The organism is Pseudomonas sp. Choline-02u-1 (assembly GCF_002836515.1).
GTDB lineage: Bacteria > Pseudomonadota > Gammaproteobacteria > Pseudomonadales > Pseudomonadaceae > Aquipseudomonas.
Genome location: NZ_PJBC01000066.1, coordinates 121,926 through 142,625, shown reverse-complemented (window position 1 = coordinate 142,625; position 20,700 = coordinate 121,926). Strand labels below are relative to the sequence as shown.

General features: G+C 60.9%; 15 protein-coding genes and 1 pseudogene. 7 read left to right on the top strand and 9 right to left on the bottom strand.

Translation table 11 applies throughout. The annotated features are described in order from the left end of the window. Nucleotides 1-158 precede the first annotated feature (158 nt). The 7 genes and pseudogenes from CXF97_RS25335 to CXF97_RS25305 all read left to right on the top strand — a co-directional run bounded on the left by CXF97_RS25335 (nucleotide 159) and on the right by CXF97_RS25305 (nucleotide 10,072). Entirely contained in the window at nucleotides 159-1,319 is a 1,161-nt protein-coding gene (locus tag CXF97_RS25335) for an efflux RND transporter periplasmic adaptor subunit (RefSeq protein WP_101161974.1), read from the top strand. Next, nucleotides 1,316-4,417: a multidrug efflux RND transporter permease subunit gene (locus CXF97_RS25330; protein WP_101161972.1), complete on the top strand. Its 3,102-nt coding sequence runs from the start codon at nucleotides 1,316-1,318 to the stop codon at nucleotides 4,415-4,417. The genes CXF97_RS25335 and CXF97_RS25330 overlap by 4 nt, the downstream gene beginning before the upstream one ends. Nucleotides 4,418-4,424: 7 nt before the next feature. Beyond that, nucleotides 4,425-5,102: a heavy metal response regulator transcription factor gene (locus CXF97_RS25325; protein WP_101161971.1), complete on the top strand. Its 678-nt coding sequence runs from the start codon at nucleotides 4,425-4,427 to the stop codon at nucleotides 5,100-5,102. Next, the gene (locus tag CXF97_RS25320; protein WP_101161970.1) at nucleotides 5,092-6,456 is read left to right on the top strand and encodes a heavy metal sensor histidine kinase; all 1,365 of its coding nucleotides are present in this window, start codon (nucleotides 5,092-5,094) and stop codon (nucleotides 6,454-6,456) included. The genes CXF97_RS25325 and CXF97_RS25320 overlap by 11 nt, the downstream gene beginning before the upstream one ends. Nucleotides 6,457-6,646: 190 nt before the next feature. Next, nucleotides 6,647-6,868, top strand: a complete 222-nt coding sequence (locus CXF97_RS25315) for a hypothetical protein (RefSeq protein WP_101161969.1) — start codon at nucleotides 6,647-6,649, stop codon at nucleotides 6,866-6,868. 193 nt (nucleotides 6,869-7,061) lie between these two features. Continuing rightward, entirely contained in the window at nucleotides 7,062-8,378 is a 1,317-nt protein-coding gene (locus tag CXF97_RS25310) for an OprD family porin (RefSeq protein ID WP_101161968.1), read from the top strand. Nucleotides 8,379-8,563: 185 nt separating this feature from the next. After that, a pseudogene (locus tag CXF97_RS25305) lies at nucleotides 8,564-10,072 on the top strand (sensor domain-containing diguanylate cyclase). A 149-nt stretch (nucleotides 10,073-10,221) separates the two neighbouring features. Here CXF97_RS25305 and lpxC read toward each other — a convergent pair. From lpxC to murD, 9 genes are all read right to left on the bottom strand, one after another. Next, nucleotides 10,222-11,133 carry a UDP-3-O-acyl-N-acetylglucosamine deacetylase gene (lpxC, locus tag CXF97_RS25300; protein ID WP_007916984.1) on the bottom strand — a complete coding sequence of 304 codons (912 nt, stop codon included), beginning with the start codon at nucleotides 11,131-11,133 and terminating at the stop codon, nucleotides 10,222-10,224. 112 nt (nucleotides 11,134-11,245) lie between these two features. Next, complete coding sequence (gene ftsZ, locus CXF97_RS25295) at nucleotides 11,246-12,442, bottom strand: cell division protein FtsZ (RefSeq protein ID WP_101161966.1); 1,197 nt, start codon at nucleotides 12,440-12,442, stop codon at nucleotides 11,246-11,248. Nucleotides 12,443-12,509: 67 nt separating this feature from the next. Beyond that, nucleotides 12,510-13,769: a cell division protein FtsA gene (gene ftsA / locus CXF97_RS25290; RefSeq protein WP_016773282.1), complete on the bottom strand. Its 1,260-nt coding sequence runs from the start codon at nucleotides 13,767-13,769 to the stop codon at nucleotides 12,510-12,512. A 15-nt stretch (nucleotides 13,770-13,784) separates the two neighbouring features. Further along, nucleotides 13,785-14,651: a cell division protein FtsQ/DivIB gene (locus CXF97_RS25285; RefSeq protein WP_101161965.1), complete on the bottom strand. Its 867-nt coding sequence runs from the start codon at nucleotides 14,649-14,651 to the stop codon at nucleotides 13,785-13,787. A 4-nt stretch (nucleotides 14,652-14,655) separates the two neighbouring features. Then, complete coding sequence (locus tag CXF97_RS25280) at nucleotides 14,656-15,630, bottom strand: D-alanine--D-alanine ligase (RefSeq protein ID WP_101161964.1); 975 nt, start codon at nucleotides 15,628-15,630, stop codon at nucleotides 14,656-14,658. After that, nucleotides 15,627-17,087, bottom strand: coding sequence for a UDP-N-acetylmuramate--L-alanine ligase (murC, locus tag CXF97_RS25275; protein WP_101161963.1), 1,461 nt, complete (start codon nucleotides 17,085-17,087; stop codon nucleotides 15,627-15,629). Before murC ends, CXF97_RS25280 begins: the two co-directional genes overlap by 4 nt. Next, nucleotides 17,080-18,150: an undecaprenyldiphospho-muramoylpentapeptide beta-N-acetylglucosaminyltransferase gene (gene murG, locus CXF97_RS25270; protein WP_101161962.1), complete on the bottom strand. Its 1,071-nt coding sequence runs from the start codon at nucleotides 18,148-18,150 to the stop codon at nucleotides 17,080-17,082. Before murG ends, murC begins: the two co-directional genes overlap by 8 nt. Further along, nucleotides 18,140-19,357 carry a putative lipid II flippase FtsW gene (ftsW, locus tag CXF97_RS25265; protein ID WP_016773276.1) on the bottom strand — a complete coding sequence of 406 codons (1,218 nt, stop codon included), beginning with the start codon at nucleotides 19,355-19,357 and terminating at the stop codon, nucleotides 18,140-18,142. The genes murG and ftsW overlap by 11 nt, the downstream gene beginning before the upstream one ends. Next, a complete protein-coding gene (gene murD / locus CXF97_RS25260) occupies nucleotides 19,354-20,700 on the bottom strand; it encodes a UDP-N-acetylmuramoyl-L-alanine--D-glutamate ligase (protein ID WP_101161960.1) in 1,347 nt (448 codons plus the stop codon). The genes ftsW and murD overlap by 4 nt, the downstream gene beginning before the upstream one ends.

The following is a 20,700-nucleotide window of genomic DNA, read 5'->3' as shown; positions in this document are numbered from 1 at the left end:
ATAGGTCCCTTTTAGGGACTTATCAACACAACGGTAATCGCAGCTACTGCAATTAACGGAGGAAACTGACAATCCTGACAGCCAGCCGTCACCCTGCCGACCGCCTGACCGGTTTATAACTGGCCAATCTGCCCAAACTCCAGACTTCGGCGCCGCGCATGTCACTCCAGAAAAAACCAATCCTGCTCGCCACTTTCCTGATTTTGTTGGCCGCCGCCGGCCTGTGGTTTGCACTCAAACCGGCGCCGACCAAACTGGCCAGCCCGACTGCCATTCCCGTGCGCGTGGTAACGGTGAGTGCCAAAGACGTGCCGCGCTACACCAGCGGCATCGGCTCGGTGCTCTCGTTGCATAGCGTGGTGGTGCGTCCGCAGATCGACGGCATTCTGACGAAGATCCTGGTCAAGGAAGGCCAACCGGTCAAAGCAGGCGAGCTGCTCGCGACCATCGACGACCGTTCGATCCGCGCCAGCCTCGATCAGGCGCGGGCGCAGTTGGGTGAGAGTCAGGCGCAGTTGCAGGTCGCGCTGGTCAATCTCAAACGCTACAAATTGCTCAGCGTCGACGACGGCGTGTCGAAACAGACCTTCGACCAGCAACAAGCGCTGGTCAACCAGCTCAAAGCCACCGCCCAGGGCAATCAGGCCTCGATCGATGCGGCGCAGGTGCAACTCTCCTACACGCAGATTCGCTCGCCGGTCACCGGACGCGTCGGTATTCGTACGGTCGATGAAGGCAATTTCCTGCGGATGAGCGATACCCAAGGCCTGTTCACCGTGACTCAGATCGATCCGATCGCCGTCGAGTTCGCCCTGCCGCAGCAAATGCTGCCGACCCTGCAGAATCTGATCAGCGACCCGCAACGCGCGCCGGTCAAGGCTTACATTGGCGCCGACACCGATGGCGAAACCGCCAACCTGCTCGGCGAAGGTCACCTGACCCTGATCGACAACCAGATCAACGCCAACACCGGCACCATCCGTGCCAAGGCCGAATTTGCCAATGCCAGCCAAAAGCTCTGGCCGGGCTTGCTGGTGACGATAAAAATTCAGACGGCGGTAGATAAAGATGCGCTGCTGGTTCCACCGACCGTCGTACAACGCGGCCTCGATCAACATTTCGTTTATCGTGTAAAGGACGACAAGGTTGAGGCCGTGCCGGTGCAGATGGTCTATCAGGGCAGCGGTCAGGACATCATCAAAGGCGTCGATGCTGGTGACGTGCTGGTCACCGATGGCCAGTCGCGGCTCAAGCCCGGCTCGACCGTGCAAGTCATGAGCGAGCCGCCGCAGGTGGTGCAGGCGGAGCCCAAGCCATGAAATCGCACAGAGGCATCTCGACCTGGTGCATTGATCACCCGGTGGCGACCATTCTGCTGACCATCGCGCTGGTGCTGGTCGGGATCATTGCCTTCCCGCGCTTGCCGATCGCCCCACTGCCGGAAGCGGAATTTCCTACTATCCAGGTCTCGGCGCAGTTGCCCGGCGCCAGCCCCGACACCATGGCTTCTTCCGTGGCCACGCCGCTGGAGGTGCAATTCAGCGCCATCCCCGGCATGACCCAGATGACCTCGAGCAGTGCGCTGGGCTCAACCCTGCTGACCTTGCAATTCACGCTCGACAAAAGCATCGACACTGCCGCGCAGGAAGTACAGGCGGCGATCAATACTGCCGCCGGCAAGTTGCCAAAAGACATGCCGACGCTGCCGACATGGAAGAAGGTCAACCCGGCCGACAGCCCGGTGCTCATCCTTAGCGTGAGCTCGACGCAAATGCCCGGCACCGAACTCAGCGACCTGGTGGAAACCCTGCTCGCCCGACAGATCAGTCAGATCGACGGCGTCGGCCAGATCAACATCACCGGCCAGCAACGCCCGGCCATTCGCGTACAGGCCTCGGCCGACAAACTCGCCGCCATCGGCCTGACCCTCGCCGACATCAGACTGGCGATCCAGCAGACCAGCCTGAATCTTGCCAAAGGCGCGCTGTACGGCGATTCGAGCATTTCCACACTGTCGACCAACGACCAGTTGTTCCACCCAGAGGACTACAGCCAACTGATCGTTTCCTACAAGGATGGCGCCCCGGTTCACCTGCGCGATGTCGCCAAAGTCGTCAACGGTGCGGAAGATGCCTACGTGCAGGCCTGGGCCGGTGATCGCCCGGGGGTGAATCTGGTGATCTCGCGCCAGCCCGGCGCCAACATTGTCGAGACTGTCGACCGCATTCAAGCCGCCCTACCCGGTCTCGAAGCCATGCTACCGGCCTCGGTACAGGTGAAAACCCTGATCGACCGTACCCAGACCATTCGCGCTTCGCTGCATGAAGTCGAGATCACCCTGTTGATCGCGATCCTGCTGGTGATCGCGGTAATGGCGCTGTTCCTGCGGCAGTTATCGGCGACGCTGATTGTCTCGGCGGTGCTTGGCGTCTCACTGATTGCCAGTTTCGCCCTGATGTATGTGCTCGGTTTCAGCTTGAACAACCTGACGTTGGTGGCGATCGTCGTCGCGGTCGGTTTTGTGGTCGACGATGCGATCGTGGTGGTGGAAAACATCCACCGGCATCTGGAGGCCGGCGACGATATGCGCGAAGCCGCGATCAAAGGCGCGGGCGAGATCGGCTTCACCGTGGTATCGATCAGTTTCTCGCTGGTAGCGGCGTTTATTCCGCTGCTGTTCATGGGCGGAGTGGTCGGGCGACTGTTCAAGGAATTCGCCCTGACCGCGACCTCGACCATCATGATTTCCGTGGTGGTCTCGCTGACGCTGGCGCCCACCCTTGCCGCGTTGTTCATGTGCAAACCGCTGCATCACGCCAACGCCAGACCGGGGTTCAGCGAACGCCTGCTCAGTTGGTATGAAAAGGGCCTGCGCCGCGCCCTCGATCATCAGAAATTGATGATTGGTGTGTTCGGTTTATCGTTGGCGCTGGCTGTTGCCGGTTACATCTTTATCCCCAAGGGTTTCTTCCCGGTGCAGGACACCGGTTTCGTCCTCGGCACCACTGAAGCCGCTGCGGACATTTCCTACGGTGACATGGTGAAAAAACACTTGGCGATGGCCGAAATCGTCGCGGCCGATCCGGCGGTGCAAGCGTTTTCCCACTCGGTCGGTGTGTCCGGCAGCAACCAGACCATCGCCAACGGGCGCTTCTGGATCGCCCTGAAAAAACGCGGCGATCGCGATGTCAGCGCCAGCCAGTTCATCGACCGCATCCGCCCGCAACTGATGAAAGTGCCCGGCATCGTCCTGTATTTGCGCGCCGGGCAGGACATCAACCTCAGCTCCGGCCCGAGCCGTGCGCAGTACCAATACGTACTCAAGAGTAACGACGGCGCGACTCTCGCTACCTGGACTCAGCGCCTGACCGAAAAACTGCGCAGCAATCCGGCATTCCGCGACATTTCCAATGATCTGCAACTGGGCGGCAGCATCACCCACATCAGCATCGACCGCAGCGCGGCCGCGCGTTTCGGCCTGACTGCCAGCGATGTCGACGAGGCACTGTACGATGCGTTCGGCCAACGGCAGATCAATGAGTTCCAGACTCAGGTCAACCAGTACAACGTGATCCTGGAACTGGACACCCGACAACGCGGCAAGGCCGAAAGCCTCAACTATTTCTACCTGCGCTCACCGCTCAGCGGGGAAATGGTGCCGCTGTCGGCACTGGCCCGATTCGACGCGCCAACCATCGGCCCGCTGTCGATTGCCCATGACGGCATGTTCCCCGCCGCCAACCTGTCGTTCAACCTCGCGCCCGGCGTGGCGCTGGGCGATGCGGTGATTCTGCTCGATCAGGCCAAGGCCGAGATCGGCATGCCCACCGCGATCAGCGGCAATTTCCAGGGTGCGGCGCAAGCGTTCCAGAGCTCGCTGGCCAGCCAGCCGTGGCTGATTCTGGCGGCGCTGGTGGCGGTGTACATCATTCTCGGCGTGCTTTATGAAAGCTTCGTGCATCCGCTGACGATCATTTCGACATTGCCGGCGGCCGGTCTGGGCGCGGTGATCATGCTGTGGATCTGCGGCCAGGACTTTTCGATCATGGCGCTGATCGGCCTGGTGCTGCTGATCGGCATCGTCAAGAAGAACGGCATCCTGATGATCGACTTCGCCCTCGAGGCGCAGCGCCAGCGCGGCCTGGCGCCACAGGAAGCGATTTTCGAGGCGTGCATCACACGGTTCCGTCCGATCATCATGACCACCCTCGCCGCCCTGCTCGGCGCGTTGCCACTGATGCTCGGTTACGGCACCGGCGCCGAACTGCGCCAGCCACTGGGCATTGCCGTGGTCGGCGGTTTGCTGGTCAGCCAGATGCTGACGCTGTTCACCACGCCGGTCATATACTTATGGCTCGAGCGGCTGTTTCACCGGCCAGAACCAATGCCTGCAACGGCATTGGCGACCACAGACTGAGGCGGTCATGCGCGTTCTGATTATCGAAGACGAAGAAAAAACCGCGGACTATCTGCACCGTGGCCTGACCGAACAGGGCTACACCGTCGACCTCGCCCGCGACGGCGTCGAAGGCCTGCATCTGGCGCTGGAATGCGACTACGCAGTGATCGTCCTCGACGTCATGCTGCCGGGGCTCGATGGCTTCGGCGTACTGCGCGCATTGCGTGCGCGCAAGCAGACCCCGGTGATCATGCTCACTGCTCGCGAGCGCGTTGAAGATCGCATCAAGGGTCTGCGCGACGGCGCCGACGATTACCTCGGCAAACCGTTTTCCTTTCTCGAACTGGTCGCCCGCCTGCAAGCCCTGACCCGCCGCAGCGGCGGCCACGAGCCGGTGCAAGTGACCATCGCCGACCTGTGGGTAGATCTGATCAGCCGCAAAGCCACCCGCGCCGGCATTCGCCTGGATCTGACTGCGAAAGAGTTTTCCCTGCTCAGCGTGCTCGCCCGCCGCCAGGGTGAAATCCTCTCTAAAACCGCCATTGCCGAGATGGTCTGGGACATCAATTTCGACAGCGACGCCAACGTGGTCGAAGTCGCGATCAAACGCCTGCGCGCCAAGCTCGACGGGCCGTTCAACGAAAAACTGCTACACACCATTCGCGGCATGGGTTATGTGCTGGAGAGCCGTGGTGTCCAGTAACTCGATTGCGCTGCGCCTCAGCGGCATGTTCACGCTGGTGGCGCTCGTGGTGTTTCTGTTGATTGGTGGCGCGCTTTATCAACAGGTCGACAAGGGTCTGGGTTTGCTGCCGGAAGCTGAGCTCGATGCGCGTTACAGCGTGCTCGAATCCACCGTCGGCCGTTACGGCACGCCTGAGCATTGGGTGAAGATCAACAACAAGCTCAACCTGCTCGGCGAGGAAGACAAGCGCATCAGCTTCTGGATCAGCAGCGGCGACCCGCGTTACGAATACGGCAATCTCACGCCGCAGATTCGCGCGGCCATCAACGGCCCGTTGGGCATGCACGACTTGCGACTGCCCGGTCAACCCTATCCGTTGAAAGTGCTGATCAGTCAGTTCCCGGCCAAGGACCAGCGCCCGCCGCTGCGTTTCATGATCGGCATCGACACCGAGACGCTGCATCAGACCCAGCATCACTTGCTCGTTGCCTTGATCAGCCTGGCGGTGATCGGCGTGCTGCTGGCCTCGGCGTTGGGCTATTGGGTCGCAAGAATCGGTCTGAAGCCGTTGATCAAACTGTCGCAGGAAGCCCAGCGCCTGGCGCCACCGCTGCGCGCCGGACGCTTGCGTCTGTCGCCGTTGCCGCCGGAACTGGAGCAGTTTGTCGAGTCCTTCAATTCGACGCTGGAACGGGTCGAACTGGCCTATTCGCGGCTGGAATCGTTCAACGCAGACGTTGCCCATGAACTGCGTTCACCGCTGACCAACCTGATCGGCCAGACCCAGGTCGCGCTGACTCGCGGACGTTCGGCCGAACACTATTTCGAAGTGCTGCAATCGAACCTCGAAGAGCTGGAACGGCTGCGTTCGATCATCAACGACATGCTGTTTCTGGCCAGCGCCGACCAGGGCAACAAGGCAACCAAGCTGACCTCGACGTCACTGGCTGATGAGGTGGCGACGACACTGGACTATCTGGATTTCATTCTTGAAGACGCGCAGGTTGAAGTGAAGGTCAGCGGCGATGCGCAGGTACAAATCGAGGTCGCGCATTTGCGTCGGGCGCTGATCAATTTGCTCAGCAATGCGGTACAGCACACCGACCCAGGTCAGGTGATCGAGGTGCGCATTGAGGTTGAAAAGCATCAGGTGAGCATTGGGGTAGCGAATCCCGGAGCGCCGATTGCCGGCGAGCATCTGCCGAGATTGTTCGAACGGTTTTATCGGGTCGATGCTTCGCGTAGCAACAGTGGCAACAATCATGGGCTGGGGCTCGCGATCGTCAAGGCAATCGCGCTGATGCATGGCGGGGACGTGTTTGTGCACAGTGACCGGGGCATGAACACCTTCGGCATTCACCTTCCGGTCTGAAAAGATCAAAAGATCGCAGCCTTCGGCAGCTCCTACGGGTATACACCATGCCCTTGTAGGCGTTGCCGAAGACTGCGATCTTTGCATTTGCTGTAACAGTCTTTTATGAAACTTTGGTTGTTTCCAAACCCTCGACAACCTTATCTTTGCCCGCACCAAACAGCACTTGCCAAGCAAGAGGGTTTTCGAAATGTCCAAGAGTATGGGTATTGCCAGCGCTTTCGTTTTGTCTTCATTGATCCTGTCGCCGACGGCGATGGCTGAAGAGTCGCAAGCATTCGTCGCGCACAACGTCGCCCGCGCGCAGGCGTTCGATCAGCGTCAGGCCGAAGTGATTGCCAAGGCTCAGGACGCGGAACAATCCCCGCAGGCCGCTACTTCCCAGACTCAAGTGATCGAGAAAGACAGCTGAGTCGTACCGTGAAAAGTTTCCATTGACGCGGTTGTTTGGCTCCTCCCGTTCTTCCGTCGTCACTTCAGGCCGCTGCCGTTCAGCGGCCTTTTTTCGTTGTGGTCTGAAAGCTGCAGGGTGCGTCTGTAATAACAAGAAACATGAGTCGCTCAAGCACCAGAGCGATCCGCTGACCCAAGGAGCTCCACCGCACGTGTTTTATCCCGTCCGTCTCAGTCCATTGTTCATTGCAATTTCCGTAACGATCACTCCCGCCGCCCATGCCGACGAGCCCGCTGAACAAGGCTTCGTCGAAGGCTCGAGCCTCAACCTCAACGCCCGCAATTACTATATGAATCGCAACCGCTTGCAGAAATCGGACGACAACATCGAATGGGGTCAGGGCTTTCTCGGTGTGTTCCAGTCCGGTTATACCGAGGGCACCGTCGGCTTCGGCTTCGATGCCCACGCCATGCTCGGCCTGAAACTCGACGGTGGGGGCGGAACCGACGGTTCGAGTATCCTGCCGATCAGCGATGGCAACGGCAAAGCGCCGGGCTCGTTCTCGACCGCAGGCGGCACGCTGAAGCTGCGTGCGTTCGATACCGAGTTGAAGGCCGGTGATCTGTTCCTCACCAACCCGGTGATTGCCGGCGGCGACACGCGCATGCTGCCGCAGACGTTTCGTGGCATCAGCTTGAGCAACCGAAGCTTTGACGGCTGGCTGATAGAAGGCGGCCAGGCCAGCTTCACCAAGCCGTATAACCAGAGTGGACACACGCGAATCGGTACGTCCTACGGCACGCTCGCCGACGCAGACGAAAGCCGGCACCTGAACTGGGCCGGTGTGGCGTGGAATGGTGTCGAAGGTGTGACCAGCAGCCTTTACGCGTCCGAGCTCAAGGACATCTGGAACCAGTACTACTACGACCTTGACTACACCTGGCAACTGAACGATCTGGTCAGCCTCAACCCGGGCGTGCACTTCTATCACACCCAAGACACCGGTGACGCGCTGCTCGGCGACATCGACAACAACACCTGGAGCGCGCATTTCGCCGTCGGCATCGGCAGCCACAGCGTCACCGCTGCGTACCAGCGGGTCAACGGCAACACACCGTTCGACTACATCAGCCAGGGCGACAGCGTTTACCTGGACAACTCCCAGCAATACTCGGATTTCAACGGGCCGAACGAACGCTCGTGGAAGCTCAAGTACGCCTATGACTTCACCGGTGTCGGCATGCCCGGGTTGACCTCGGCGCTGTCCTACTCGCGCGGCACGGTGGACTTGACCAAAGCCGACCCGAATAGCCCGGGCTATTCCAGCTGGTACAGCGCCGATGGCCGCAACGCCAAACACTGGGAGCGCGATATTGATTTGCAATACGTCGTACAAAGCGGCCAGGCCAAGGATCTGGCCGTGCGCCTGCAATGGGCGACCAACCGTGGCGGCAATGGTTATGGCGCCATTGATACGGATACAGATGAATACCGCGTAATCATCGACTACCCGGTCAACGTCTTCTAAGATCGGCGCTGCGATTTTCAGATTCCGGGATTTACCCTGTGGGAGCGGGCTTGCTCGCGAAGACGGTGTGTCATTCAACATCGATGTTGTCTGACCGACCGCTTTCGCGAGCAAGCCCGCTCCCACAAGGTTTTCCGGCGTTAGCCCTACTAAGCTTATGAAACCCCCCCAACCGAACCCCCATCATGATCGCCAGCCGCACTCCATCCAGCACAGGCCAGACCGGCCGCCCCGAGCGCCTGTTGATTGTCGGCAGCCTGTTGACCGTGATTGCGATGGTGTGCATCGTCACCTTTCTGCTGATCCGCGAGTACGCCAGCGCGCAGGAAGCCGCCACCCGCCGCGCCACCACCATCGCGCAATTGATCGACGCCGATGTACTGCGCACCGTCGAGCTGTACGACCTGACACTGCAAGGCCTGATCGCCGCCGCCCAGCGGGACGACCTGCAGAACGTCTCGCCGCAGATCCGTCATCTGGCGCTCTTCGACCGCTCGACCACGGCGCGCTTCAAGGGCGACATTCTGCTGCTCGACAAGCATGGCGAAGTGATCGCCGACTCCTCGCGCATCGAACCGAAACCGGGCAATTTCGCCGACCGTGATTACTTCCTTGCGCACGCGTTCAACCGCGATACAGGGATGTTCATCAGCCGACCTTTCAAGACCCGTTGCGATTGCGCAGAGGCCGATCAGTGGCGCATCAGCTTCAGTCGCCGCATCTCCTCTCAGACCGGTGAATTCCTTGGCGTGGCGGTGGCATCGTTAAAACTCGACTACTTCGACGAGCTGTTCAAAAGCCTCGACATCGGCACGGACAGCACACTGAACATCATCAACAGCGATGGCGTGTTGCTCGCGCAAAAGCCCTATCTGCAGAGCGACTCGGTGGGCAAGAGCTTCGGCAACCGGCCCAATGTCGTGCGCATTCTCAATGACCGCGATGGCACCGGCAGTTTCACCAGCACCTCCAGCATGGATGAACAGCGCCGGCTCTATACCTACTCGCGGGTGGGCAATTAGCCGTTGACCGTGATGGTGGCCTTGTCCAGCGATGAAGTGTTCGGCACTTGGCGGCGAACGGCGATATTGATCAGTGGTGCTACCGGCGTGTTATGCCTGGGTCTGTTGTGGCTGACTTGGCTGCTCGCCCGGGAACTGCGCTTGCGTCATCGCGCCGAACGCGAACTGGCACAACTGGCCGCCACCGACGATCTGACCGGCGTGGCCAACCGGCGCATGCTCGACCAGACCTTGCGCCACGAATGGTTCCGCGCCCAGCGCTCGGGCCAGCCGCTGTCGGTGATGATGATCGATGCCGACCACTTCAAAGCATTCAATGACCGACATGGCCATCAGGCCGGGGATCAGGTCCTGCGCGAGCTGGCCAAGGTAATCACTGCGAACGTGCGACGCCCGGCGGATCTGGTCGCGCGTTATGGCGGAGAAGAATTTTCGGTGATTCTCGCCGAGACGGACTGCGCGGGGGCGCAACAGATCGCCGAGCAGATTCGTCAGGCGGTGCAAAACCTGCCAAGAGCCGAGGGCGCTGAGCGGGAGATGACGGTGAGTATTGGCATCGCCACGTGGACTTCGGCGAGCGAGATGACGCTGGAGCATCTGCTGTTTGCGGCGGACAAGGCGTTGTATCAGGCCAAGGAAGGCGGGCGTAATCGCGTGGTAGTGTCACTTTAAAGTCAAAAGATCGCAGCCTTCGGCAGCTCCTACATCTGGAATGCGGTATCCCTGTAGGAGCTGCCGAAGGCTGCGATCTTTTGCTTTTGAAAGGGCATAAAAAAAGGCCATCCAAGGATGGCCTTCAAAAAACTAGAGAGGTTTTTTACTTACACCGCCGCAACCGGGCGCATGTAAGAGATTGGTGCGGTGCTGGCGTCTTCGAACGTCACGACTTCCCAGGCATCTGTCTGCTCAATCAATTTGCGCAGCAGCTGGTTGTTCAGTGCATGACCGGACTTGAAGCCTTTGAACTCACCAATCAGGCTATTGCCCAGCAGGTACAGGTCGCCAATCGCATCGAGGATCTTGTGTTTGACGAATTCGTCTTCGTAACGAAGACCGTCTTCGTTCAACACGCCATCAGCGTCGACCACGATCGCGTTTTCCACGCTGCCGCCGAGTGCGAGGTTGTGCTTGCGCAGGTACTCGATGTCACTCATGAAGCCAAAGGTACGCGCGCGGCTGACTTCTTTTACGAACGAAGTGCTGGAAAAATCCACGCTTGCACTCTGGGTGCGGTCCCGGAATACCGGGTGATCGAAATCGATCTCGAAGCTCACCTTGAACCCTTCGAAAGGCACGAAAGTGGCGCGCTTGTCGCCGTCTTCCACTGTCACTTCACGCAGGATGCGGATGAATTTCTTGGCGGCGTCCTGTTCTTCCAGGCCTGCCGATTGAATCAGGAATACGAAGGGTCCAGCGCTGCCATCCATGATCGGGACTTCGGACGCGGAGAGCTCGACGTAGGCGTTATCGATGCCCAGGCCAGCCATGGCCGAGAGCAAGTGCTCTACCGTGTCCACTTTGACGTCGCCATTGATCAGCGTCGTCGACATAGTGGTTTCACCGACGTTTTCCGCGCGGGCAGGAATCTGCACCACAGGGTCGAGGTCAGCGCGACAAAACACAATGCCAGTGTCGACAGGCGCAGGCTTGAGGGTCAGGTAGACCTTCTCACCGGAGTGCAGGCCTACACCTGTGGCACGGATAATATTTTTCAGTGTGCGTTGTTTAATCATGGCTTGGGCCGCTTCAGCGCAAATTGCGAACTGGTATCAACAAAGGCTGGCGATGATAGCAGACCATGCCTTTGCTGAACACCAATCACCTTCATAGCCCTGATACATTCCATCAATCGGCCTGACGACGCAGGAATGCCGGAATGTCCAGGTAGTCCAGGTCATCCTGCGGATTCATCTTCGCGGCAGCCGCAGCCCCGGCCTGAGCCTGGTTGCGCATGACGGTCGGACGATCCAGATCACGGTAGTTCACCGCAGGCTGCTCCTGACGGGCCGGAGCCGGTTGCTGCACCTGCGCCGAAGCCATGGAGGTGTGAACGGTGTTGTCGATGACCTTCACAGGCTTCTCGATTTTCGCGCCCAGACCGGTAGCAACCACGGTCACGTGCAGCTCGTCGCGCATGTCCGGATCGATAACGGTACCGACCTTGACCATCGCGTGCTCGGAAGCGAAGGCTTCGATGATCGAACCGACGTCGGAGTACTCACCCAGCGACAGGTCGGGACCTGCGGTGATGTTCACCAGAATGCCGCGCGCGCCTTGCAGGTTGACGTCTTCGAGCAGCGGGTTGCGGATCGCCGCTTCGGTGGCTTCACGTGCACGGTTCGGACCGCTGGCGCAGCCAGTGCCCATCATTGCCATGCCCATTTCGCTCATCACGGTGCGCACGTCGGCGAAGTCGACGTTGATCATGCCCGGACGCTTGATGATGTCGGAGATACCGCGAACGGCACCGGCCAGTACATCGTCTGCCTTGGCGAAAGCCGACAGCAGGCTGGCATCTTTGCCGAGGATGGTCAGCAGTTTTTCGTTCGGAATGGTGATCAGCGAGTCAACGCTTTCGGAAAGCATGCGGATGCCTTCGTCGGCGATCTGCATACGCTTGCGGCCTTCGAACGGGAACGGACGGGTCACGACCGCAACGGTCAGGATGCCCATTTCCTTGGCCACTTCGGCAATGATCGGCGCTGCACCGGTACCGGTACCGCCGCCCATGCCAGTGGTGATGAACACCATGTTGGTGCCCTGCAGCACTTCGGCAATGCGCTCGCGGTCTTCCAGAGCGGCTTGACGGCCGACTTCCGGATTCGCGCCGGCACCCAGGCCTTTGGTCACGCCGGTGCCCAGTTGCAGGATGGTCCGCGCGCCGATGTTTTTCAGCGCTTGAGCATCGGTGTTGGCGCAGATGAACTCAACGCCTTCGATGTTGCTCTTGACCATGTGATTGACAGCGTTGCCGCCGCCACCGCCGACACCGATAACTTTGATTACCGGGCTTGCGGGGATGTTGTCTACGAGTTCGAACATTTTCCCTCTCCTTACATTCTCTAGTTTTTTCGCCTACTGCTGTTTGTAGCGGTGTTGCGGTAAAGCTTTAAAAATTGCCTTGAACCCACTTCTTCAAGCGGTCCAGCAACGGCGCCTGTGGCTCTTCGCTGCTGTAGCTGTCGCGGCTGCCGATGCCGGAGAACGAAACTCCGTCGGACTGCTTCTGCAGGCCGTACATCAACAAACCAACGCCAGTGGAATAAATCGGGTTGCGCACCACGTCATCCAGACCTTTCACGCCATGCGGCACACCGAGGCGCACCGGCATGTGGAAGATCTCTTCGGCCAGTTCAGTGGCGCCTTCCATTTTCGACGTACCACCGGTGAGCACGATGCCCGCCGGGATCAGGTCTTCGTAGCCGCTGCGACGCAGCTCGGCCTGGATCAGGGTGAACAGTTCGTCGTAACGCGGCTCGACCACTTCGGCCAGGGCCTGACGCGACAGTTCGCGCGGTGGACGGTCGCCAACGCTCGGCACCTTGATGGTTTCGCCGGCACCGGCCAGTTTGGCCAGGGCGCAGGCGTAACGGATCTTGATCTCTTCGGCGTACTGGGTCGGGGTGCGCAACGCCATGGCGATGTCGTTGGTCACCTGATCACCGGCAATCGGGATCACCGCGGTGTGACGGATCGCGCCTTCGGTGAAGATCGCGATGTCGGTGGTGCCGCCGCCGATGTCGACCAGACACACGCCCAGTTCTTTTTCGTCGTCGGTCAGCACCGAGTAGGCCGAGGCCAGTTGCTCAAGAATGATGTCGTCGATTTCCAGACCGCAGCGACGCACGCATTTTTCAATGTTCTGTGCAGCGTTGACGGCGCAGGTGACCACGTGAACCTTGGCTTCCAGACGCACGCCGGACATGCCCAGCGGCTCGCGCACGCCTTCCTGGTTATCGATCACGTAATCCTGCGGCAGGGTGTGCAGCACGCGCTGGTCAGCCGGGATCGCCACGGCCTGGGCGGCGTCGAGTACACGCTCAAGGTCAGCCGAGCTGACTTCACGATCACGGATCGCAACGATGCCGTGGGAATTCAGGCTGCGGATGTGATTGCCGGCCACGCCGACGAACGCCGAGTGAATGCGGCAGCCGGCCATCAGTTGGGCTTCTTCGATCGCGCGCTGGATCGACTGCACGGTGGATTCGATGTTGACCACCACGCCCTTCTTCAGGCCGCGGGACGGATGCGTGCCGATCCCGACGATTTCCAGCTGGCCGTCGTCCGCGACCTCGCCTACCAGCGCCACCACTTTGGAGGTGCCGATATCCAGACCGACGATCATTTTGCCGCTTTGCACGTTTGCCATGGGTCCTGCCTCTTCTTAATTCTTTGCGACAGCGGGTTGGGCTGTCGTCGGCGCTACGGGTTCCCGCCAGCCAACAGCGAGGCCGTTGGCGTAGCGCAGATCGATGCGCGCAATGTTCGTAATCTGCTCTTTCAGCGTCTTGTCATAGATGGCGATGAAGCGGCGCATCTTTTCCACCAGGTTGCCGCGTCCCAGCAGCAACTCGATGCCGGGGCCGGAACTGCCGGCACCGGTGGTCAGGAACCAGCTGCCGCGTTCACGCAATTCCAGGCGTGCAATCGAAAAACCCAGCGGCCGCAGCAGTTGGCTCAGCACCTGATACTGCTGCATCACCTGCTGCTGAGCCCGTTGTGGGCCGAACAGCTGCGGCAGGTGTTCGTAGTTCGCCAGCTCTCTGGGGGTAAATGCCTGACCCTGATTGTTCAGCAGCGACTCGTCGCCCCATCGGGCCACCGGCAATTGCTCTTCGAGGCGGATCACCACCTGGTCCGGCCACACCCGGCGCACTTCGGCATGAGCGATCCATGGCATCTGTTCCAGCTCTTTGCGCATGCCGGCGAGGTCGATGGTGAAGAAGCTCGACGCCACGAACGGCGCGATTCGCTGCTGCACCGCCTGCTGGCTGATGTAACTCAGGTCGCCCTGCACCGCGACCTTGCTGATCGGCCGGTCGGCGTACGGCAGCAGACGCTGCGCGCCTTCGTAGGTGCCAAAGCCCAGCGCCACCAGCAGCACCGGCCAGAACAGACTTTTCAAAAAGCCGAAATTGGCTTTCGGCAGGCGCGCGGACATCGGCTCTTTCGCCACCATTCGGCTGGCGCCACGCGGCACCGGCTTGCGGCCGGGTGCGGGGGGCTGATGTCGCAGATGAGCGCCTTGCATGGTCTTAACCTCGCGCCTCTTTATTGCCAGCGTCTTCAACGCTGGCGGCCAGAATGGCCAGTACCAGTTGCTGGAAATCCAGACCGGCAGCACGCGCCGCCATCGGCACCAGACTGTGATCGGTCATGCCCGGTGCGGTATTCACTTCGAGGAACCAGAACTGCCCGTCGGCGTCCTGCATCACGTCCGCCCGGCCCCAACCGGCAATACCCAGCGCCTCACAGGCCTTGGCCGTGAGATCCATGAGTTCCTGTTCTTTGGCGGCATCCAGCCCGCACGGAATGCGGTACTGGGTATCATTGGCGATGTACTTGGCGTCGTAGTCGTAGAACGTGTGCGGTGTACCCAGGGCGATAGGAGGCAACACCTGGTCACGCAGAGTGGCGATGGTGAACTCCGGACCTTGAATCCATTGCTCGACCAACACTTGTGAATCGTAGGTACTGGCCGCTTTCCATGCGTCGATCAACTCGGACGCAGAACTCACTTTGGCCATCCCGATACTTGAACCTTCATGCGCCGGTTTGACGATCAAAGGCAGGCCCAGTTCCGTCGCCGCCGAAATACAATCGGCTTCGCTGCACAGCACGGCGTGACGCGGCGTCGGAATGCCGAGGCTGTGCCAGACCTGCTTGGTGCGCAGTTTGTCCATCGCCAGTGCCGAGGCCAGAATGCCACTGCCGGTGTACGGAATGCCCGCGCACTCGAGCAGGCCCTGCATGCTGCCGTCTTCGCCGCCACGACCGTGGAGAATGATGAACGCACGGTCGATCTTTTCGCTGAGCAGGCGCTGCAGGAAGTCTTGACCCACATCGATGCCGAACGCGTCGACGCCAGCGCTTTGCAGCGCCTCGAGCACGGCATTACCGGATTTCAGCGAAACCTCACGCTCGGCACTCAGGCCGCCAAAAAGCACGGCGACGCGGCCGAAGTCTTTCGGCGCGATCGTGGAGAACAGCTTGGCGTAGGCAGCAGTCATTTCAACTTCCCCTCGACCGGCGCCGCCACGGCGCCGGCGAACAATTCACTTTTCAACAGCTTCGGCGCGAGACCGCCGATATCACCAGCGCCCTGGCACAACAGGATGTCGCCGGCACGCAGCAGCGGCTTGACCAGCGGCGCGAGGTCGACGCCACGCTCGATGTAGATCGGGTCGAGCTGGCCGCGCTGGCGGATGCTGTTGCACAGCTTGCGGCTGTCGGCGCCCGGGATCGGCTCTTCGCCGGCCGGATACACTTCCATCAGCAGCAGCACGTTGGCGTCGGCCAGTACATTGACGAAGTCGTCGTACAGATCGCGCGTGCGGCTGTAGCGATGTGGCTGGTAGACCATCACCAGACGGCGCTCCGGCCAGCCACCGCGCACGGCTTTGATCACCGCCGCGACTTCGGTCGGGTGATGGCCGTAGTCGTCGACCAGCATCACGTTGCCGCCCTCCACCGGCAGTTCGCCGTAGACCTGGAAGCGCCGACCAACGCCCTGGAAACCCGAAAGGCCCTGCACGATGGCTTCATCGCTGACGCCTTCGTCGGTGGCGATGCAGATGGTCGCCAGCGAGTTGAGCACGTTGTGATTGCCGGGCATGTTCACCGACACGTCCAGCGGCTCGCGATCCGGGCGCAGCACGGTGAAGAAGGTCTGCATGCCCTGCTGGCGCACATTGATTGCGCGCACGTCAGCGTCTTCGCTGAAGCCGTAGGTCACGGTCGGACGTTTGACCAGCGGGAGGATTTCGCGCACCACCGGATCGTCCAGGCACATCACCGCCAGCCCGTAGAACGGCAGGTTGTGCAGGAATTCAACGAAGGTTTTCTTCAGTTTGTTGAAGTCGCCATCGTAGGTCGCCATGTGGTCGGCGTCGATATTGGTGACCACGGCCACCAACGGTTGCAGGTGCAGGAAGCTCGCATCGCTCTCGTCGGCTTCGGCGATCAGGTAACGGCTGGTGCCGAGCTGGGCATTGGTACCCGCCGCATTCAACCGGCCACCGATCACGAAGGTCGGATCGAGGCCACCGGCAGCGAACACCGAAGCGATCAGGCTGGTCGTCGTGGTTTTGCCGTGCGTACCGGCGACGGCGATGCCGTGGCGATAGCGCATCAGTTCGGCGAGCATTTCCGCACGCGGTACCACCGGAATGCGGCGCTCAAGCGCAGTCGCGACTTCCGGGTTGGAGGTATTCACAGCGCTCGACACCACCAGTACGTCGGCGGTAGCGGCGTTCTCGGCACGGTGACCGATGAAGATCTGCGCGCCAAACGATTCCAGGCGCTCGGTGACCGGCGACGCTTTCAGGTCGGAACCGGAGACTTGATAGCCCAGGTTCAACAACACTTCAGCGATACCGCACATGCCCACGCCGCCGATACCGACGAAGTGGATGCGACGGATACGGCGCATTTCCGGTTGTGGCATGGCTTTCTGATTCTCAACCATGGGCCACCTCCAGACAGGTATCGACCACGCTACGGGTGGCATCGGGTTTGGCCAGTCGGCGGGCCGCTTGGGCCATTGCTTCGAGTCGTTGCGGTTGCATCAAGACCTCTGTCAGGCGCGCGGCAAGGTCCGCGGCACCAGTCGTTCTTTGCGGCATCAGGAAGGCAGCGCCTTCGCGGGCCAAATAATCGGCGTTGCGGGTCTGGTGATCGTCGATCGCGTGGGGCAAAGGCACCAGCATCGAGGGCAGACCGGCGGCCGCCAGCTCACTGATGGTCAGCGCGCCGGCGCGGCACACCACCAGGTCAGCCCAGCCATAGGCTTGGGCCATGTCTTTGATGAACGGCTGCACCTGCGCTTCCACGCCTGCGGCGCGGTAACGCTCGGCAGTCACTTCATCGTGATTCTTGCCGGCCTGATGAAACACATCCGGGCGCAAATCGGCAGCGACTTGGGCCAGGGCTTCAGGCAGTAATTTATTCAACGGTTCTGCGCCCAGGCTACCGCCAAGGATCAGCAAACGCGCTTTGCGGCCGGCCAGCGCCGGTCGCGATGTTTCGAGGAACAGCTCGCTGCGCACCGGATTACCGGTGGTACGGCGGCTGTCCGACAGAGTAAAGGTGTCGGGGAACGCTTCACACACTCGGGCGGCGAACGGCACCAGCAACCGATTGGCGGTCCCGGCGACAGCGTTCTGCTCGTGAACGATCACCGGCACGCCGGCCAGTTTCGCGGCAAGGCCGCCCGGGCCAGTCACATAACCGCCAAAGCCGACTACACACACCGGCTTCAGGCGGCGCATGATCGCCCGCGCCTGCCAAACCGATTTCAGCAACATCAGCGGCGCCTTGAGCAGCGACAGCTTGCCCTTGCCACGCAGGCCGCTGGCGTTGATCCGGTGCAATTCAAGACCTGCCGCCGGGACCAGTTCGTTTTCGATGCCGCGCGGCGTGCCAAGCCAGTGCACGGTGTAGCCGCGTGCCTGGAATTCGCGGGCACAGGCCAGCGCCGGGAACACATGACCACCGGTACCGCCGGCCATGATCAATACGTTAGCGCCCATGAGTCGGCTCCTCAGCGAAGTCGCTCTCCTGGAATTCCATCTCTTCGCTGCCCAGGTGGGTTCGACTCTCCCACTCGATGCGCAGCAACAGACCCAGACAGGCGCAGCAGATCACCAGCGAGCTGCCGCCGTAACTGAGGAACGGCAGGGTCAGACCCTTGGTTGGCAGCAGGCCGACGTTCACACCGATGTTGATCAGGAACTGTCCAATCCACAGGAACGACAAGCCATAAGCCACGTAAGCGGCGAAGAACTGCTTGGCCTTCTCCGCCCACAGGCCGATGTACATGCCGCGAATACACACGAACACGAACAGCGCGACGGTGCACAGCGAACCGACCGCGCCAAGTTCTTCAGCAAGTACCGAGAACACGAAGTCGGTATGCGCTTCCGGCAGGTAGAACTGTTTCTGCACGCTGTTGCCCAGGCCGACGCCAAGCCACTCGCCGCGACCGAAAGCGATCAAGGCTTGCGACAGTTGATAGCCGGCGCCGAACTGGTCAGCCCACGGGTCGGCAAAGTTGGTCAGACGCGCCATTCGATAAGGCTGCATCTGGATCAGCAACACCACCGCGCCAACCGCCAGCACCACCATCAGCGAGAAGCGGAACAACCCGACCCCGCCAAGGAACAGCATCGCCGCCGCCGCGCCCATCATGACTACGGTGGCGCCGAAGTCCGGTTCCATCAGCAACAGACCGGCCATCGGCAGCAGGACAATGAACGGCTTGAAGAAGCCCATCCAGCTCTCACGCACTTCTTTCTGGCGGCGCACCAGATAACCGGCGAGGTAGATCACCACAAACACCTTGGCGATTTCCGAAGGCTGCACGTTGAAGAAACTGAAACCGATCCAGCGCATCGAACCGTTCACTTCGCGGCCGATGCCGGGGATGATCACCATCACCAGCAAACCGAACGCGCCGATCAGCATCATCCAGCCGAGGCGTTGCCAAGTGGCGATCGGAATCATCATGGTGACGATGCAAGCACCCAAACCCAGCACCACATAAATAAGGTGGCGAATCATGTAATACAGCGGGCTGCCCGACTGCGCGGCTGCCACTTCAGTCGACGCCGAGGCAATCATGATCAGACCCAGACCGAGCAGCGCCAGACAACCGGCGAGCATCGGGAAGTCGAGATCAATGCCACGCCCGGTGATCAGCGGCGACGGGTACGGCTTGATGATGTTTCTCAGGTTCATGCCAGTTCCTCCACGGCGCGGACGAACTGGTGACCACGGTCTTCATAATTCTTGAACATGTCGAAACTGGCGCAGGCCGGTGACAGCAGCACCACGTCACCCGATTGGGCAGCGGCGCGGCATTGCGCGACGGCGTCGACCAGCGAGGTCGCGCGGATCAAGGGCACGGCATCGCCGAGCGCTTCGCCGATCTTGTCCGAGTCGCGGCCCATCAGCACTACGGCGCGGCAGTTGGCCGCCACCGGATCGCGCAGATCGTTGAATTCGGCGCCTTTGCCGTCACCGCCGGCGATCAGAATGACCTTGCCGTCGATGTCCGCACCGAGGCCTTCGATGGCGGCCAGCGCAGCGCCAACGTTGGTGGCTTTGGAATCGTTGTAATAGGCCACGCCGTCGAGATCGCGTACCCACTGGCAGCGGTGCTCGAGGCCGGCAAACGTGCGCAGTGCCGAGAGCATGGCGTCGAACGGCAAACCCACAGCGTGACCCAGCGCCAATGCTGCAAGAGCGTTGGACTGGTTGTGTGCGCCGCGAACCTTCAGTTCACGCACCGGCATCAGGTTCTGGAATTCGAAGGCCAGATACTTCTCGCCATCTTCTTCGCGAATGCCGAAGGCCTTGAAGTCCGGTTTGCTCAAACCAAAAGTCCAGCATGGCTGGCCTTCGCCGATCAGTGGACGGCTCAGGGCATCCTGACGGTTGACCACGAACTGCCTGGCGCCGCGGAAGATCCGGTGCTTGGCCAGGTGATACGCCGGCAGACCGCTGTAGCGATCCATGTGGTCTTCGCTGATGTTCAGCACGGTGGCAACTTCGGCGTTGAGCTGGTCGGTGGTTTCCAGCTGGAAACTCGACAGCTCCATGACGTACAGCTCGACGTCATCGCTGAGCAGATCCAGCGCCGGGGTGCCGAGGTTGCCGCCAACGGCGACGCGCTTGCCGGCTGCAGCCGCCATCTCGCCGACCAGCGTGGTGACGGTGCTTTTCGCGTTGGAACCGGTGATCGCGACGATCGGCGCCCGCGCGTTACGCGCGAACAACTCGATGTCGCCGGACATTTTCACACCACGCGCGGCGGCGGCTTGCAGGGCCGGAGTCGCCAGCGCCAGGCCGGGGCTCACGTAGAGCTCGTCGGCACGGCAGAGGAATTCGACGTCCAGCTCGCCACAACGCACTTCCACGTGCGGATAGTCACGCTTGAGCGTGGCCAGTTCCGGTGGATTTTCCCGCGTGTCGGCGACGGCAAACGACGTGCCCCGGTTCGCCAGGAAGCGAACCAGGGACATGCCGCTCTTGCCGAGGCCGACAACGATGCGGAAGTGGTCAGAAGCGATCAGAGACAC

Bases quoted from the DNA above. Each gene is read 5' to 3' on its own strand.
- CXF97_RS25335 (WP_101161974.1), top strand. From the start codon at position 159: ATGTCACTCCAGAAAAAACCAATCCTGCTCGCCACTTTCCTGATTTTG.
- CXF97_RS25330 (WP_101161972.1), top strand. From the start codon at position 1,316: ATGAAATCGCACAGAGGCATCTCGACCTGGTGCATTGATCACCCGGTG.
- CXF97_RS25325 (WP_101161971.1), top strand. From the start codon at position 4,425: ATGCGCGTTCTGATTATCGAAGACGAAGAAAAAACCGCGGACTATCTG.
- CXF97_RS25315 (WP_101161969.1), top strand. From the start codon at position 6,647: ATGTCCAAGAGTATGGGTATTGCCAGCGCTTTCGTTTTGTCTTCATTG.
- lpxC (WP_007916984.1), bottom strand. From the start codon at position 11,133: ATGATTAAACAACGCACACTGAAAAATATTATCCGTGCCACAGGTGTA.
- ftsZ (WP_101161966.1), bottom strand. From the start codon at position 12,442: ATGTTCGAACTCGTAGACAACATCCCCGCAAGCCCGGTAATCAAAGTT.
- ftsA (WP_016773282.1), bottom strand. From the start codon at position 13,769: ATGGCAAACGTGCAAAGCGGCAAAATGATCGTCGGTCTGGATATCGGC.
- CXF97_RS25285 (WP_101161965.1), bottom strand. From the start codon at position 14,651: ATGCAAGGCGCTCATCTGCGACATCAGCCCCCCGCACCCGGCCGCAAG.
- CXF97_RS25280 (WP_101161964.1), bottom strand. From the start codon at position 15,630: ATGACTGCTGCCTACGCCAAGCTGTTCTCCACGATCGCGCCGAAAGAC.
- murC (WP_101161963.1), bottom strand. From the start codon at position 17,087: ATGGTTGAGAATCAGAAAGCCATGCCACAACCGGAAATGCGCCGTATC.
- murG (WP_101161962.1), bottom strand. From the start codon at position 18,150: ATGGGCGCTAACGTATTGATCATGGCCGGCGGTACCGGTGGTCATGTG.
- ftsW (WP_016773276.1), bottom strand. From the start codon at position 19,357: ATGAACCTGAGAAACATCATCAAGCCGTACCCGTCGCCGCTGATCACC.